At 75.0% G+C, this 15038-nt stretch carries 13 protein-coding genes; 8 read left to right on the plus strand and 5 right to left on the minus strand.

All coding sequences use genetic code 11. The annotated features are described in order from the left end of the window. The first annotated feature begins 121 nt into the window (after positions 1-121). The 5 genes from KUM39_RS14700 (at position 122) to KUM39_RS14720 (ending at position 4760) form a co-directional block, all read left to right on the plus strand. Entirely contained in the window at positions 122-1390 is a 1269-nt protein-coding gene (locus KUM39_RS14700) for an NAD(P)/FAD-dependent oxidoreductase (RefSeq protein ID WP_308288135.1), read from the plus strand. 181 nt (positions 1391-1571) lie between these two features. Next, a complete protein-coding gene (locus KUM39_RS14705) occupies positions 1572-1937 on the plus strand; it encodes an Rv2175c family DNA-binding protein (protein WP_217786064.1) in 366 nt (121 codons plus the stop codon). A gap of 97 nt (positions 1938-2034) precedes the next feature. Continuing rightward, on the plus strand, positions 2035-2682 hold the full coding sequence (thiE, locus tag KUM39_RS14710; RefSeq protein WP_217786065.1) for a thiamine phosphate synthase: 648 nt from the start codon (positions 2035-2037) through the stop codon (positions 2680-2682). A gap of 120 nt (positions 2683-2802) precedes the next feature. Beyond that, on the plus strand, positions 2803-3726 hold the full coding sequence (metF, locus tag KUM39_RS14715) for a methylenetetrahydrofolate reductase [NAD(P)H] (protein ID WP_217786066.1): 924 nt from the start codon (positions 2803-2805) through the stop codon (positions 3724-3726). Positions 3727-3782: 56 nt separating this feature from the next. Beyond that, on the plus strand, positions 3783-4760 hold the full coding sequence (locus KUM39_RS14720) for an SCO2102 family sporulation regulator (RefSeq protein ID WP_217786067.1): 978 nt from the start codon (positions 3783-3785) through the stop codon (positions 4758-4760). A gap of 128 nt (positions 4761-4888) precedes the next feature. On the opposite strand, the gene KUM39_RS14725 is transcribed toward KUM39_RS14720, so the two are convergent. The 4 genes from KUM39_RS14725 to KUM39_RS14740 form a co-directional block, all read right to left on the minus strand. After that, on the minus strand, positions 4889-6400 hold the full coding sequence (locus KUM39_RS14725; RefSeq protein ID WP_217786068.1) for a phytoene desaturase family protein: 1512 nt from the start codon (positions 6398-6400) through the stop codon (positions 4889-4891). Positions 6401-6586: 186 nt separating this feature from the next. Continuing rightward, entirely contained in the window at positions 6587-7216 is a 630-nt protein-coding gene (locus KUM39_RS14730) for a TetR/AcrR family transcriptional regulator (RefSeq protein WP_217786069.1), read from the minus strand. A gap of 74 nt (positions 7217-7290) precedes the next feature. Then, positions 7291-9375 carry a YhgE/Pip family protein gene (locus tag KUM39_RS14735; protein ID WP_217786070.1) on the minus strand — a complete coding sequence of 695 codons (2085 nt, stop codon included), beginning with the start codon at positions 9373-9375 and terminating at the stop codon, positions 7291-7293. Further along, a complete protein-coding gene (locus tag KUM39_RS14740) occupies positions 9347-10114 on the minus strand; it encodes an ATP-binding cassette domain-containing protein (RefSeq protein ID WP_217786071.1) in 768 nt (255 codons plus the stop codon). The genes KUM39_RS14735 and KUM39_RS14740 overlap by 29 nt, the downstream gene beginning before the upstream one ends. A 168-nt stretch (positions 10115-10282) precedes the next feature. Between KUM39_RS14740 and KUM39_RS14745 the strand changes: the two genes are divergently transcribed. The 3 genes from KUM39_RS14745 (at position 10283) to KUM39_RS14755 (ending at position 12539) form a co-directional block, all read left to right on the plus strand. Continuing rightward, positions 10283-10861 (plus strand): SAV_6107 family HEPN domain-containing protein, encoded by a 579-nt coding sequence (locus tag KUM39_RS14745; RefSeq protein ID WP_217786072.1) that lies wholly within the window; start codon positions 10283-10285, stop codon positions 10859-10861. Between the two features lie 245 nt (positions 10862-11106). Further along, entirely contained in the window at positions 11107-11877 is a 771-nt protein-coding gene (locus KUM39_RS14750; protein ID WP_217786073.1) for a methyltransferase, read from the plus strand. A gap of 275 nt (positions 11878-12152) precedes the next feature. Next, positions 12153-12539: an SCO2097 family morphological protein gene (locus KUM39_RS14755; protein WP_217786074.1), complete on the plus strand. Its 387-nt coding sequence runs from the start codon at positions 12153-12155 to the stop codon at positions 12537-12539. A gap of 106 nt (positions 12540-12645) precedes the next feature. Here the strand turns inward: KUM39_RS14755 and KUM39_RS14760 are convergent, their stop codons facing one another. Next, entirely contained in the window at positions 12646-15024 is a 2379-nt protein-coding gene (locus tag KUM39_RS14760; protein ID WP_217786075.1) for a transglutaminase TgpA family protein, read from the minus strand. Positions 15025-15038: the final 14 nt, after the last annotated feature.

A 15038-nucleotide genomic window follows, 5' to 3' on the forward strand; every position in this document is an offset into this window, starting at 1 on the left:
GCCTAGCCCCGGCCGCCGGAGGCCCGTAAGAGCGCCCCCGGCGGCCCCGTACGGGGTGGTGTGGAACAGGTCACGGTCACGCCCCCTGACTGACTTTTCGTCAGGTGTCTATGGTGATCAGGTGAGCGAGCAGACAGCCCCGGCGGGTGCGGCGGGAACGGGACGGGTGCGGCGGGTGGTCGTCGCCGGTGCGGGCATGGCCGGGGTGCGGACGGCGGTGGCACTGCGCGAACAGGGCTTCACCGGCGACATCACCCTGATCGGCGCCGAACCCCACCAGCCCTACGACCGGCCCCCGCTCTCCAAGGCCGTCCTGCTCGGCAAGTCCGACGGCTCCGCCTTCGACGTGGACTTCGACTCCCTCGGCATCGAGCTGCGGCTCGGCTGCGACGCGCTCGGGGTCCGCCCCGCCGAGCACGTCCTCGACACCGGGGCCGGACCGGTCCCGTACGACGCCCTGGTGCTGGCCACCGGCGCCGAGCCGCTGCGGCTGCCCGGCACCGCGGGCGTCCCCGGCACCCATCTGCTGCGCACCCTGGACGACGCCGAACGGCTGCGCCCGGTGCTGGCCCGCAGGCACACCGTCGTGGTGGTCGGCGCGGGCTGGATCGGCGCCGAGTTCGCCACCGCCGCCCGTGAGGCGGGCTGCGCTGTGACCGTCGTGGAGGCCGCCGACCGGCCGCTCGCGGGCGCGCTCCCCGCCGAGGTCGCCGCCCCGATGGCCGCCTGGTACGCCGACAGCGGCGCCGACCTGCGCACCGGCGCACGGGTGACCCGCGTCGAGCCCGGCGGGCCCGGAGGGGGCGGAGGGGGCGGCGGGGTCGTCCTGGACGACGGCACCCGGCTGCCCGCCGACGCCGTCGTGGTCGGCATCGGCGCCCGCCCCGCGACCGGCTGGCTGGCCGGGTCCGGGATCGAGCTGGGCGCGGAGGGCGAGGTGCTGGCCGACGCGGGGCTGCGCTCCTCCGCCGAGGACGTGTACGCGGTCGGTGACTGCGTCTCCTTCCCGTCCGCCCGCTACGGCACCCGGCTGCTCGTCCACCACTGGGACAACGCCCTCCAGGGGCCGCGCACGGTCGCCGCGAACATCCTGGACGAGACCCCGGCGGTCTACGACCCGGTGCCGTACTTCTGGTCCGAGCAGTTCGGCCGCTTCGTGCAGTACGCCGGACACCACGCGGACGCCGACCGGCTGGTGTGGCGGGGCGAGCCGGACGGGCCCGCCTGGTCGGTGTGCTGGCTGCGCGGGGACCGGCTGGTGGCGCTGCTCGCCGTGGGCCGACCGCGCGACCTCGCCCAGGGACGGCGGCTGATCGAGTCCGGGCGCCCGGTGGACGACGGCGTCCTCACGGACCCGTCCCGCCCGCTGAAGGACGCGGCCCTGGGGTGAGCCCCGGGGGTGGCCGGGGGTGGGCCCCGGGGGTGGGTCCCAGGGGCGTGTCCGGGGGCGCGGGGGACAGCCGGAGTCCTCGCCGGGGGACGCCCGCAGTGCTCGCCGGGGGAGGGCCGGAGCACTCCTGGTGGCGGTGCCCGGCTTCCGACTGTCGGTGCGGGATGGCAGGCTTGTTCCCGTGACCGAGATTGACACGAAGACCGACGCTCTCGTCCCTGCCTGGCTCACCCTCCCCGACATCGCGGAACAGCTCGATGTCGAGGTGACACGTGTGCGGCAGCTGGTCAAGGAGGGCCAGCTGATCGCCGTACGCCGTGGCGAGAACCGCGCGCTGCACGTCCCCGCCGCCTTCATCGACGGCGACAAGGTCGTCAAGGGCCTCACCGGCACCCTGACGCTCCTGCGGGACGACGGCTTCACGGACGAAGAGATGCTGGAGTGGCTGTTCACGCCCGACCCGACCCTGCCCGGCACTCCGGCCCAGGCCCTGAGCGAGAATCGCGGCACGGAGGTGAAGCGCCGCGCCCAGGCGCTCGCCGTCTGACCGACCGCCGAGCGGGCGGCCCACCCGGCCGGTGACCACCACGGCACCGGCCGGAGGGCCGCCTCCGGCACACCGACCACCCAGGGGGACCGCCCGCATGTCCGACGCCGCCCGCTCCGCGCTGGCCGACGCCCGTCTCTACCTGTGCACGGACGCCCGCCGTGAGCGCGGCGACCTCGCCGGGTTCCTGGACGCCGTCCTCGCCGGGGGCGTGGACATCGTCCAGCTCCGGGACAAGGGCATGGAGGCCGCCGAGGAACTGGAACACCTCCGGGTCGTCGCCGACGCCTGCGCCCGGCACGGCAAGCTGCTCGCCGTCAACGACCGCGCCGACGTCGCCCACGCGGCCGGAGCCGCCGTCCTCCACCTCGGCCAGGGCGACCTCCCGGTGCCCGCGGCCCGCGCGATCCTCGGCCGGGACGTCCTGATCGGCCGCTCCACGCACAGCGCGGCGGAGGCCGAGGCCGCCGCCGTCCAGGACGGCGTGGACTACTTCTGCACCGGCCCCTGCTGGCCCACCCCCACCAAGCCCGGCCGCCCGGCCCCCGGACTCGGCCTGGTCCGCCACACCGCCGCCCTCGGCACGGACCGCCCCTGGTTCGCCATCGGCGGCATCGGCCTCGACACCCTGGACGAGGTCCTCGACGCGGGCGCCCGCCGGGTCGTCGTGGTCCGCGCCCTCACCGAGGCCCCCGACCCCGGCGCGGCGGCGGCCGAGTTCGCGGAACGGCTGCGCACGGCGTAACACGGCCGGGACGCGGCACCCGCGTGGCGGGCGTCCCAAGGGATGGACACCCGTCCGGCAATCCGGGCAAATACCCGCCGTCCGGTTGGGTGACCGCGCCCCCCTGGCTAACCTGCCGTTATGGCCCTCGGAACCCCGTCCACCAGGACCGACCGCGCGCGCACCGTGCGGGACATCCTCCTGTCCGGCAAGACGACGTACTCCTTCGAGTTCTACGCGCCGAAGACCGCCCAGGGCGAGCGGAACCTGTGGAACGCGCTGCGCAGGGTCGAGGCCGTCGCGCCCGACTTCGTCTCCGTCACCTACGGCGCGGGCGGCTCCACCCGCGCCACCACGGTCAGGGAGACCGAGCAGATCGTCGCGGACACCACCCTCACCCCGGTCGCCCACCTCACCGCCGTGGACCACTCCGTCGCCGAACTGCGCAACATCATCGGGCAGTACGCCGACGCGGGCATCCGCAACATGCTCGCGGTGCGCGGCGACCCGCCCGGCGACCCGATGGGCGACTGGGTGGCCCACCCCACCGGACTGACGTACGCGGCCGAACTGGTCCGGCTCATCAAGGAGTCGGGCGACTTCTGTGTGGGCGTCGCCGCGTTCCCGGAGATGCATCCGCGCTCCGGCGACTGGGACACCGACGTCCGGCACTTCGTGGACAAGTGCCGCGCGGGCGCCGACTACGCCATCACCCAGATGTTCTTCCACCCGGAGTCCTATCTGCGGCTGCGCGACAAGGTCGCCGCCGCCGGGTGCGACACCCCGGTGATCCCCGAGATCCTGCCCGTCACCAGCGTGCGGATGCTGGAACGCCTGCCGAGGCTCAGCAACGCGGCCTTCCCCGACGCCCTGAAAGAGCGGATGCTCACAGCCAAGGACGATCCGGCGGCGGTACGCTCCCTCGGTATCGACTTCGCCACGGAGTTCTGCGCCCGGCTGCTGGCCGAGGGAGTGCCCGGTCTGCACTTCATCACGCTGAACAACTCCACGGCGACCCTGGAAATCTACGAGAACCTGGGCCTGCACCACACCTCGCGGGCCTAGACCCGCCGTACCGCTCTGGGACACACTGCGAAGCGGCAACTGGGAGAGGGGCGTACATGGGCTTGACGGTCCTCTACATCGCGTTCGGAGTCGTCGCGCTCTGGCTGCTCAGCGAGGTGCTGCTCCAGTACAAGGCGCGGCTGCGCTGGCGGTTGCTGGCGTTCGGCGGCTTCCTCGGTGTGGTGGCGGGCGTGCTGCTGGCGAGCGTCCTGGTGATCGGCGCGGGCGCGGTCGCCTTCGCGCTCGGCCAGACCTACGTCACCCTGTCCTTCCGGCGCGGCTTCGCGTCCGGCTGGGCCGTCAAGCGGCCCGAGCGGGGCGCGGACGACGCCGACAGCGGCGGCAAGAAGCGCCGCCGGGGCCGCGCCGACCGCCACGAGGACCCCGAGGCGGACGGCTTCCCGCCGTCGCCCGACGCCCACGACGACGGGGGCGCCGGACTCCCGGACCGCTCCGCCGACTTCGGGCCGTCCGGTCACCCCGGCCAGGACGACGACTACGACCGGGACGACGTGTTCACCCCGGCCCGCCCCGCCGCTGCCGCCGAGACCACCGCCGTCTACGAGCCCCAGCCGATGCCCGACGACACCGGTTCCTACGGCGTCTACGGCGACGGCGCCTACGCCGCCGCCCAGCAGGCCCAGCAGCAGCCCCAGACCGGCGAGCAGACCTACGGCTACGACTACCCGGCCTACCAGCAGCAGGGCTACGGCTACGACGCCGGCGCGCAGCAGGGCTACGCCAACTACTCCGACCCGTACATCGGCGCCCAGTCCTACGGCACGTCCTACGACACCGGCGGCTACCCCCAGCAGCAGTACGGCCAGCAGCAGGGCCAGGCCCACGACCCGTACGCGGGCGGCGGCTACGACCAGACCCCGGCCGAGGGCGTCTGGGTCCCGCAGCAGCGCGGCGACGAGAACTACGGCGGCGAACTCCCGCCCGAGCAGCAGGGCTACGGCTACGACGCGCAGCAGGGTCGGCAACAGCAGCAGCACGGCGCCGGGTACGACGAGCAGCAGTACCGTTTCTGAGCGCCGCCCACGTTTCTGAGCGCCGCCCCCGTTTCTGAGCACCGCTCCCGAGCGGCCTTCCCGTGCGGCGGCCGGGGTCCCCACCCCGGCCGCACACCCGCCGCCCGCCGCCCCTGCCCCCCTACGCCTCACTGGGAGCCGCGGAACTCCGGTCCCTCCACGACGAGTCCGGCCACCAGCGCTCCCGACATGCCCGTGTGCGCGAGTCCGCCACCGGGGTGGGCCCAGCCACCGACCCGGTGAAGACCGGGCAGCCGTGTGGAGTTGGCCGGGTGCAGGAACCGCCCGCCGCCCGCCGCCAGCGCGGGCGCGGACACCGCCCCGAGGGGCGCCCCCGTCTCCCGGCCGACCTCGCCCGGACCCCGCACCTCGTGCCACAGCAGCCGCTCGCGCAGCCCCGGAACGGCGAACTCCGCCGCCTCCAGCAGCAGTTCGGTGTACGCCGCGACCGTGCTCTCCCGCTGCCACTCCCAGTCCGTGGAGAGCGCGGCGGAGACCACCACCGACTCGTGGTCGCGGTCCGGCACCAACTCCGGGTCGCCGGGCCGCAGTACGGTCACCGTGGGCCGTACCGGCCGGTCCCCGCCGGGAGAGCCCAGCAGGTCCAGCTCCCGCTCTCCGTCCGGGGCGTGGACCACCGTGCGGTGGACGGCGCCCGGCTCCCGCGCGCCGCGCAGCGCCAGCAGCAGCGTGAACCGGGTGGCGGGTGCGGGCCCGGCCCCGGCACGCACATCGGCGTCCCCGTCCAGCGGGCGGTCCGTCAGCGCGCCCAGCACGGCCGGGTGCACGTCCGCCACCACGTGATCGGCGTCCACGAGCGTGCCGTCCGCCAGCTCCACCCCGGCCGCCCGGCCGTCGGCCGTCACGATCCGGGTGACCCCGGCGCCGAACACGAACTCCACCCGCCGCGCGAGGCACCGCTCGTACACCGCGCGGGCCAGCTCCCGGACGCCACCGCGTACGTACCAGGTGCCGAACGCGTGCTCCATGTACGGCAGGACGGCCGCGCTCGCGGGGGCGGTGCGCGGGTCGAGGCCGTGCGCGAGCGCGTGACCGGACAGCAGGGCGCGCAGCCGGTCGTCGCGCAGCTCCCAGCGGCCCACCTCGTCCAGAGTGGCGGCCCGGCGGGTGCGCAGCAGCCGCTTGTGCGGGACCGCCGGATACGGCTCCCGGTCCGCCAGCACCCGCCAGTTCGGCCACAGGGGCTCCTCCAGCAGCGGGCGCCGGGTGCGGTCCCACGCCTCGCGGGCCCGGACCAGGAAATCGCCCCAGCGCTGCCCGGCCCCGGCGCCCAACGCCTCGTCCAGCGCGGAGACCACGCCCGCGCGCGAGGCGTTCGGCACCGACACCGCCGTACCGTCCGCGAACAGGTGCCGGGCGGCCGGATCGACCTGGGCCAGCCCGACCACGTCCTCCAGCGCCTCCTTGCCGGTCTTGACGAACAGGTCCCGGTACACGGCGGGCAGGGTCAGCAGACCGGGGCCGGTGTCGAAGGCGAACCCGTCCCGCTCGAACCGGCGCACCGCGCCGCCGTACGTCTCCGCGCGTTCGTACACCGTCACCCGGTGGCCCGCGACGGCCAGCCGGGCGGCAGCCGCCATCGCGCCCATTCCCGCGCCGATCACCGCAATCCGTGCCATGACCGCGACTTTACCGAGCACCACCGACAACCCCGGCGGCGGAGGGCCCCGTCGTGGCGGTGAGTACCCGTACTCAGGGGGCGGAACGAGTACCCGGACGGATGGGCGGGCCGCCGCCCGGGCGGGAGAGTGGGCGTGCGGCCCGGTACCGCCGGCACGGGGCGGCGGAACCGGGCCGCACGGCCGTCAGGCGCCCCCGCTGACCCGGCCCTGGAGCAGCCGGGACAGCGCCGCGTGCACGTCGTCCAGGGAGCGTTCCGGCTGGAAGGACTGCCAGTCCAGCGCGGCCACCAGGACCATGCCGACCAGAGCCGCCGCCGTCAGCGGGATGTCGATCTCGTCGCTGAACTCCCCGGCCGCCACGCCCTCGCGCAGCACGTCCTCCACGACGGCGACGGCCTGACGGCGCACCACCATCAGCGTGGACTGCCAGGCGCGGTTGGTGCGCCACAGCTCCGCCACGTAGAGCTGGGTGAAGGCCGGATAGCGGTCGATGAAGACCAGTCCGGCGCGGACCATCGCGTCGAGCGCGTCCACCTTGCCGCCGCCCGCCGCCGCCGTCCGCTCGGCCGCCTCCCGCAGCGAGGCGGTGAGCAGACCCACGCCGTGCCGCAGCAGCTCCTCGAACAGCACCGACTTGCTGGCGAAGTTGTAGTAGACGGTGCCCTTCGCCACCCCGGCCCGCTCGGCGATCTCGTCCACCGTCGTGGCGGAGAAGCCCTGTTCGGCGATGAGCGTCACCGCCGCCTCGTAGAGCTTCTGCCGGGTTGCCTCGCGGCGCGTGCCGCCTCCGGACGCGGCCCTGCTCGTTTTCATGGCCCCGATTCTCACAGGTGCGCGCGGGTGCCGGGGAGCCTCGGGGGGTACGGGCGCGGTGGCGTCGCCGGGAATCACAGGCTCAGCTCCGGGTGCAGCCGGTCCAGGGTCCACACCTGGCGGCGCCGGGCCGCCAGCGCGGTGAGCGCGAGGGCGCCCGCCGTGAACGCCGCCAGCACCGCGCACGCCTGCCACACCGGGCCGAGCCCGCCGCCCGTGATCAGCCGCCGCAGCGCCGCCACGACGTAGCTCATCGGCAGCAGCGGATGCAGGACGTTGAAGAAGCCGGGGCTCGTCCGCACCGGGTACGTGCCGCCCGCCGAGGTCAGCTGGAGCATCAGCAGGGCGAGCACCAGGATGCGCCCGGCCGCGCCGAAGCGGGCGTTCAGCCACTGCACGACGGCGGCGAAACAGGCCGCCACCAGGCAGAGGAAGCCGAGCGTCCCGGCGGTACGCGTCATCTCCAGGCCGATGGCGAAGTGGAGCACGGCCATCAGCGCGGCCGTCTGGAGCACGCCCACGGCGGCCACCGGCAGCCATCCGGCGAGCGCGATCCGCCGGGCCGGGGCACCGGCCGCGAGGGCGCGCCGGTTCAGCGGCTGGATCAGCATGTACGCCACCATCGCGCCCACCCACAGCGACAGCGGGATGAAGTACGGGGCGAAACCGGTGCCGTAGTTGGACGCCGGGTGCAGATCGCGGGAGGCGAGCCGGACCGGGTCGGCCATCACACCGGTACGGGCGTCGCGCCGGGCACGGTCGTAGTCGGGGATCTTCCGGGCCCCGTCGTGCAGGCCGCCCGCGAGCTTCCCGGAGCCGTCGGCCAGTCTGTACAGCCCGCTGTGCAGGGTCGTGGCGCCGGTGGCGGCGGTGCCGATGCCCTTGTCCAGCGCGGTCGCCCCGGCGGAGGCGGTGCCCAGTCCGGTGTGCAGCCGCTTCGCCCCGGCGGCGACCCGCTGGGCGCCGGTGTTCAGCGCGTCGATCTTCTTCACCGCGTCCGCCACGTCCTCGTGCAGACGGGGTGCGCGGGCGGCGAGCGCGTCGGCCCGCTTCTGGAGCGTGCCGAGGTTCTCGCGCAGGGTGGCCAGGTCGCCGCCCTGGTCCGCGATCAGTGTGGTGAGGTCGTCCGCGACCGCCGCCGTGTCGGCCGCCGCCCGGCGGGCCTTGTCGAGGTCCGGGCAGGCCGGGTCGGGCAGCGGGGCGTCGGTGCAGCGGGCCGCGTAGACACCGTTGAGCGTGTCCAGGGCGGTGTGCGCGGTCTTCCTGGCGGTGGGCGCCAGCCGGACCAGGGTGCCCAGGTCGCGGCGGACCGCCCCGGCGGAGTCGGAGACCAGACGTGCGGCGTCCCCGATGGTCTTCCGGTTGTCCTTGAGGAACGGGCCCGCCGTGGCGTACACACCGTCCACGGTCCGCGCCAGCGCCTGGGTACCGTCCGCGACCCGGCGGGAACCGTCGGCCAGGTCGCCGGAACCGGTGTCGAGTTTCCGCAGCCCCTTGGAGAGCCGTCCGCTGCCGTCCTCGGCGTCCTTGAGGCCGTCGGCCAGGTCCCGCGAGCCGTTCTCGGCCTTCCCGATGCCGCCGCGGAGCCGGTCGGCGCCCTGGGCGGCCGTCAGCGTGCGGTCGTGCAGTGTGGCGAAGGAGACGTAGATCCGGTCCAGGAACGTACGGGACGCCCTGGTGGACGCGGCCGAGCGGATCTCGGCGAACACCGTGCGGGAGATCTGCCCGACGATGTAGTTGTTCGCGTCGTTCGTCCGCACCTGGAGCGCGCCGGTCTCCGGGTTCTCGCCCGCGCTGGAGGCGATACGGCTGCTGAAGTCCGACGGCATCGTGAGGGAGAGGTAGTAGCTGCCGTTCTCGACACCTCTGCGGGCATCGGCCGCCGAAACCTCGTGCCACTCGAACGTGTGACTGTCGCGCAGCCCGGCGACGAGATCGTCGCCCGCGTTCAGCCTTCGTCCGCCCGCCTCGGCACCCCTGTCGTCGTTCACCAGGGCCACGGGGATGCGGTCCAGGCGGCCGTACGGGTCCCAGAACGACCACAGATACAGCGCGCCGTAGAGCAGCGGGAGCAGCAGCAGCGCGACGAGGGCGGCGCGCGGCAGCCTGCCCCGCGCGAAACGCCGTAGCTCAAGCGCGGCGAGGCTGGGCGTGCGCATCGGGGGCGGTTCCCTTCGGGTGGTCCGGGGTGTCCGGATGGGTCGTGGTGTCCGGGCGGGCCGTGGAGAGGGCGCGGATGTCCGCCGGAGCGTCCCGGCAGACGGCCAGGACCGTGACGCCGGAGCGGGCCAGGGCGCCCAACAGCGCCCAGAGGTCGGCCCGTTCCCCGGCCGACAGCTTCAGATCGACGTCGTCCACGCCGAGCAGCCGGGGTCGCGTGAGCAGGGCCAGCGCGAGCGACAGCCGCAGCTCCTGCGGCCGTTCCAGATCCCGTACGGCCGTGCGGGCGCCCTTGGGCAGCGCGTCCGGGTCCAGACCGACCGCGGCCAGCGCGGCGTCCACCCGCTCGCGCGTCTCCCGCGCGCGCTCGGCGCGGGGCCGCGGCAGCGCGCGCGGGGTCCCGGTGAACCGGCGCAGGAGCAGCGCCTGTTCGCGCAGGTGCTCGCCGACGGTGAGGGCCGGTTCCAGGTCGGTGACCCCGGCGACGTTCGCCACCGAGGCCAGCCCGCGCACCCGGTGCATCCGCCGGGGAAGCTCCAGACCGTCGATCGCGGCGACCCCCTCGGTGGGCCGCATCCGCCCGGTGAGCGTGAGCAGCAGCGAGGTCCGGCCCGAGCCCGACGGCCCGGTGAGCGCGATCAGCTCCCCGGCCTCCGCGTCCAGGTCCACCCCCCGGAACGCGTACCCCCTCGGCCCCTTGAGCCCGAGTCCCCCGGCCGTGACGCGCACACCGTCCACACCGCCCCCTGTTGCGAACCGACGTATTGAACTGACTGGTCAGTGCAAAAGTATGCCCGGACCATGCGGCCGACGCAAAACCGCAGGTCGGATCGGATTGTCAGTGGCATACCGCACGATGAGCACATACGGCACCCGTGCCGTCACCCAGACGACAGGAGGTTCGTCATGGCCCACTCGTTCCCGGCCGCCCACCGGCGCCGTGCCACCGGCCCTGCCCCCTCACTGAACGGCCCCGCGAGCGATGTGCACCCCGTGCTCCGCAGGACCACGGCCCCGCCCGCCGCTCTCGACCTGCTCGCCCAGGCCCGTGCGGGGCTGGAGGAGACCGAGCGCCTGGAAACCCCCAACGAGCGCTACGCGACGGCCCATCTGGCCGCGCTGCGCACCGCCGCCGCCGTGCTCGCCGCGCGCGGGCGGCCCGAGAGCAACCCGCGCCGCCGGGCCCGTATCCGCAGCGCCTGGGAAGTGCTGCCCGAGATCGCGCCCGAACTGACCGAGTGGAGCGCCCTGTTCGCCTCCGGCGCCGCCCGCCGCGCCCGCGCAGAGGCGGGCATCCGGGGCGCGGCGGGCCGACGGGACGCCGACGACCTGATACGCGACGTGGGGATGTTCCTCCGCATCGTCGAGCGGATGCTGGTCCTCCAGCCGGTCCTGCCGCCGCCCCGGCAGGAGAAGCGCGAGGGCGAACGGCCGGGCGGGGACTCCGGCGCGGGGGAGGGACGGGGGCTGCCGGACGCGGGGTGAGGAGGACGGGAGTGCGGGATCGGGGTGCGGGGCGGGAGTCGGCAGCCGTGCGGTGCGCCGTGGCTCCGTCCCGCGCCCCCCTCCGGGTGGGCGCCGTAAGCCCGTTCCCCGCCCCGTCCCGTGCCCGTCCGGCGCCCGCGTCCCGAGCCGTGAGACGGGGCGGGGTCGCGGTGAGCTGCGGCGGGGCGCAGGCCATAGGGTGGGGCCCGCCGGAAGTCTGCCGTCCCGCCGAGGAGTCACCTGCCGTGTCGGACCCGATGCGCCCCCGCGCCTCCCTGCGTACCGCCGTGGTCTGGGACGTTCTGAGCGACGCCCTGGAGCGGCGGGTCAAGGCCACCGGACGCGACGCGCTCGACGTGCTCGACACCGGCGGCGGCAGCGGCAACTTCGCCGTCCCGCTCGCCCGGCTCGGCCACCGGGTCACCGTCGTCGATCCCAGCCCCAACGCGTTGTTCGCGCTGGAGCGCCGGGCCGCCGAGGCGGACGTCGCGGACCGCGTCCGGGGTGTGCAGGGCGACGCCCTCGGGCTGTTCGACGTGGCCGAGCGCGGCGGGTACGACGCGGTGCTCTGCCACGGCGTGCTGGAGTACGTGGACGACCCCGGAGCGGGCCTCCGCAACGCGGTCGCCGCGCTCCGCCCCGGCGGGGTGCTCAGCCTGCTCGCCGCCGGACTCGGCGGCGCCGTCCTCGCCCGCGCCCTCGCCGGTCACTTCACCGAGGCCCGCCAGGCCCTCGGCGACCCCGAGGGCCGCTGGGGCACCGGCGACCCGATGCCCCGCCGGTTCACCGCCGAGCAGCTCACCGCGCTGGCCGAGCGCGCGGGTCTCACCGTCGGTGCCGTGCACGGCGTACGGGTCTTCGCGGACCTCGTCCCCGGCGTCTTGGTGGACACCGAGCCCGGCGCGCTGGACGCCCTTCTCAAGCTGGAGGCGGCGGCGGCCGAACTGCCCGCCTTCCACTCCGTCGCCACCCAGCTGCATGTGCTGGGTGAGGCGCGAGCGGCCGAAGGGGCCTGACACACCCCGGCTGCCGCCAAGGATCAGGCACACGGCAGCACATGGAGTACGCCACAAGCCCCCCGAACGGGCGGTTTGCGCCGTATGATCGAGGGACACCGTCCGGCATGACGGGCCAGCCGCAGGGGAATGGAGATCTCAAGCGAGCCGGACCTGTCATGACGGGTTCCGGTTGGCCTATCGGCGTAGGGGCGGGTTTCACGGGGGCGATTCCCTGCCTATCCTGAAGGGACCCCCCAGGGTCGCCCCGGCGACTGCACGATGAGGAGGACTCCGTGCCGCTCTCGGAGCACGAGCAGCGCATGCTTGAGCAGATGGAGCGAGCGCTCTACGCCGAAGATCCCAAGTTCGCGTCCGCGCTGGAGGGCAGCGGCCTGCGGACGTACACGCGGCGCCGGGTCTACCAGGCGGTCGCGGGATTTCTCGTGGGTATCGCGCTCCTCATGGCCGGCATGGTCGCGCAGCAGATCTGGATCAGTGTCGTCGGCTTCCTCGTCATGCTGGGCTGCGCCGTTCTCGCCATCACCGGCTGGCGCAGGGCACCCAAGCCGGGCGAACAGCCCGCGGCGGGCCCCGCACGCCGCCAGCCCCGCCAGAAGCGCTCGATGATGGACCGCATCGAACAGCGCTGGCAGCGCCGCCGCGACGAACAGGGCCGCTGACAGCAGCCCGTCCCCAGCGGGGCCACGGGACGCGACACGAACCGCAGCACACCGGAAGGGGCGGTCACCGCGAGGTGACCGCCCCTTCCCGTGCGCCCGCCGCCGCTCAGCCCCGCTGGCCGGACGCCCGGCGCGGTACCGGCCGCAGCGCCGCGAGGCGCTCGCGGAACCCCCTCCGGCGCACCGACAGCGACCACACCAGCCGTACGGCCGAGCGCGGGAGGAACCGGGCCCGCAACCGGGTCCGGCCGCTCACCGAGGCGCTCAGCGCCGCGACCGCCCGGCGCACGTCCTCCGCCACCCCCGGCGCCGGACGCGGCCGGGGCGCGTACAGCACCTGCTCCACCGCGTCCGCCACCCGGTGCACGCACGCACCGGCCGCCGCGTCCAGCCGGCCCCACGCCACCAGCCGCTCCGCCGTCGCCCTCGGCGTCAGCGCGTCGTCCGGCGGCAGACCGAGGTCCCAGGCACTGTCCGTCAGCTCCCGCCAGGCCGCCAGCACATGCCTGGCGATGCCCTCCTCGGTCCGCCCGTGCCCGCCGAGCCGCGCCCCGCGGGCCCGCGCCCGCCACAGCATCGGCGTCAGCGGCAGCGCCAGCAGGACCAGCGCGGCGAGCGCCGCCAGCGCCACCCAGGGCCACGGACCCGTGCCCCCGCCGCCGCCCGCCGAGGGCACTGCGGCCGCCGTGCTCGCGCACGCGTCCGGGTCGTGTGCCCCCACGCACTCCCGGCCCGCCGAGGCCGACGCCGACGGCGCCGACGACGCGCCCCGCGACGGCAGCTCCGGGTCGGGTCGGCTGGAACCGGTCGCGTCCGGGACCGTGTACGCCGGGACGGTGCCCCGCGTCGGGGTCGGCTCGAACCGCGTCCAGCCCACGCCCTGGAAGTACAGCTCCGGCCAGGCGTGCGCGTCCTTCAGGCTCACCGACACCGTGCCGTCGCTCTGCGGGGTGCCCGGCGCGAACCCCACCGCGACCCGCGCCGGAATGCCCAGCGTCCGCGCCATCGCCGCCATCGAGAACGCGAAGTGGACACAGAAACCCTGCTTCGCCTTGAGGAAGTTGGCGATCGCGTCCGGGCCGCGCCCGACCCGCACCTGGGTGTCGTACTGGAAGCCGCCCGACACCGCGAACCAGTCCTGGAGCTTCACCGCCTGCTCGTAGTGGTTCGTCGCGCCGCCGGTGACCTCGCGGGCGGTGCGCGCCACCACGGCGGGCAGCCGGGACGGGACCTTGGTGAACGCCCGGGTCAGCGCCGCCGGTGCGGGCGGCGCGTCCGCGAGCTGCCGGGCCGTCGGCCGCACGTCCAGGCTGCTGACCTCGTACGACATGCCCCGCGTGGTCTGGCCCCGGTTGCCGATCAGCGTCATGATGCCCGGCTGGTAGCGCCAGTTCCCGTCCACGCGCACCCCGCTCGGCGGGTACGGCATCGGCAGCCAGTCCTGGGCGTACCACTGGGCCGCCGCGATCTTCGTACGGACCGTGACCCGCCGGACGTCCGGGGCGAGGCCCACCGGGTCGGGGAAGCGGTCCGGCACGTCCACCCGGCTCTGCGCGGACGGCTGCCAGGTCGTGCCGTCGAAGTCGTCCAGCGACACGATCCGCAGATACAGGTCCGACAGGTCGTCGTCGCTGGTCCGCAGCGACAGCACCTGACGGTCCGTCTGCGCGTTCAGACTGTCCCGCAGCGACACCAGCGGATTGACCGCCGAGATCCCGTCGCCGTCCCGGTTCGCCGCGACCCCGCCACGGCCCACCGAGTCCAGCAGCCCCCCGGACATCGCGGGCAGCACCAGCGGCACCACCAGGGCCAGGCCCAGCGCCACCGCGCCGATCCGCCGCCCGGTGCGCACCGGAGCCGCCGCGCCGCCCGGACCGCCCGTCCGGGCCGGGCCGCCGAACACCCGGCCCCACTGGGCGAGCCGGTCCCGGCCCTCAGCGAGCAGCAGCATCAGATAACCGGCCGCCGCCACCAGGAACCACAGCCAGTCCGCCGCGCCGTCCGCCAGGCCCGCCGCCACCGAGTACAGCGCCAGCAGCGGCAGCCCCGCGGGCGCCGCACTGCGGTACGTCACCGCCAGCGCGTCCACCAGCAGCCCGATCAGCAGCACTCCGCCGACCAGCATCAGCCGTATGCCGTTGGTCAGCGGTGCCGGTATGGCGTACTGCTTCACGTCCGTGCCGCCCTGCCGGAACAGGTCCGCGAAGTGCCCCAGCGCGTCCGGGCCCGGCAGGATCCCCGCGACGGCCTCCTTGTGGGCGAAGACCAGGGTCAGCAGCAGCACGCTCACCACCGCCTGCGCCGCCACCGTCAGCAGCCGGGCCAGCGGTACCCGCCGGGCCGCCGCGCCCACACCGGTCTGACAGGCGACCAGCAGCACCGCCTGGACCAGCCAGGTCGGCCGGTCCACCAGTGGCAGCAGCGCGCACCCGGCCATCAGGGTGGCCGCCGCCGCGCACAGCGCCAGCCGCGCCCGCCCGCTCATCGCCCTGCCCCCGC

Source organism: Streptomyces corallincola (assembly GCF_019104725.1).
Classification (GTDB): domain Bacteria; phylum Actinomycetota; class Actinomycetes; order Streptomycetales; family Streptomycetaceae; genus Streptomyces; species Streptomyces corallincola.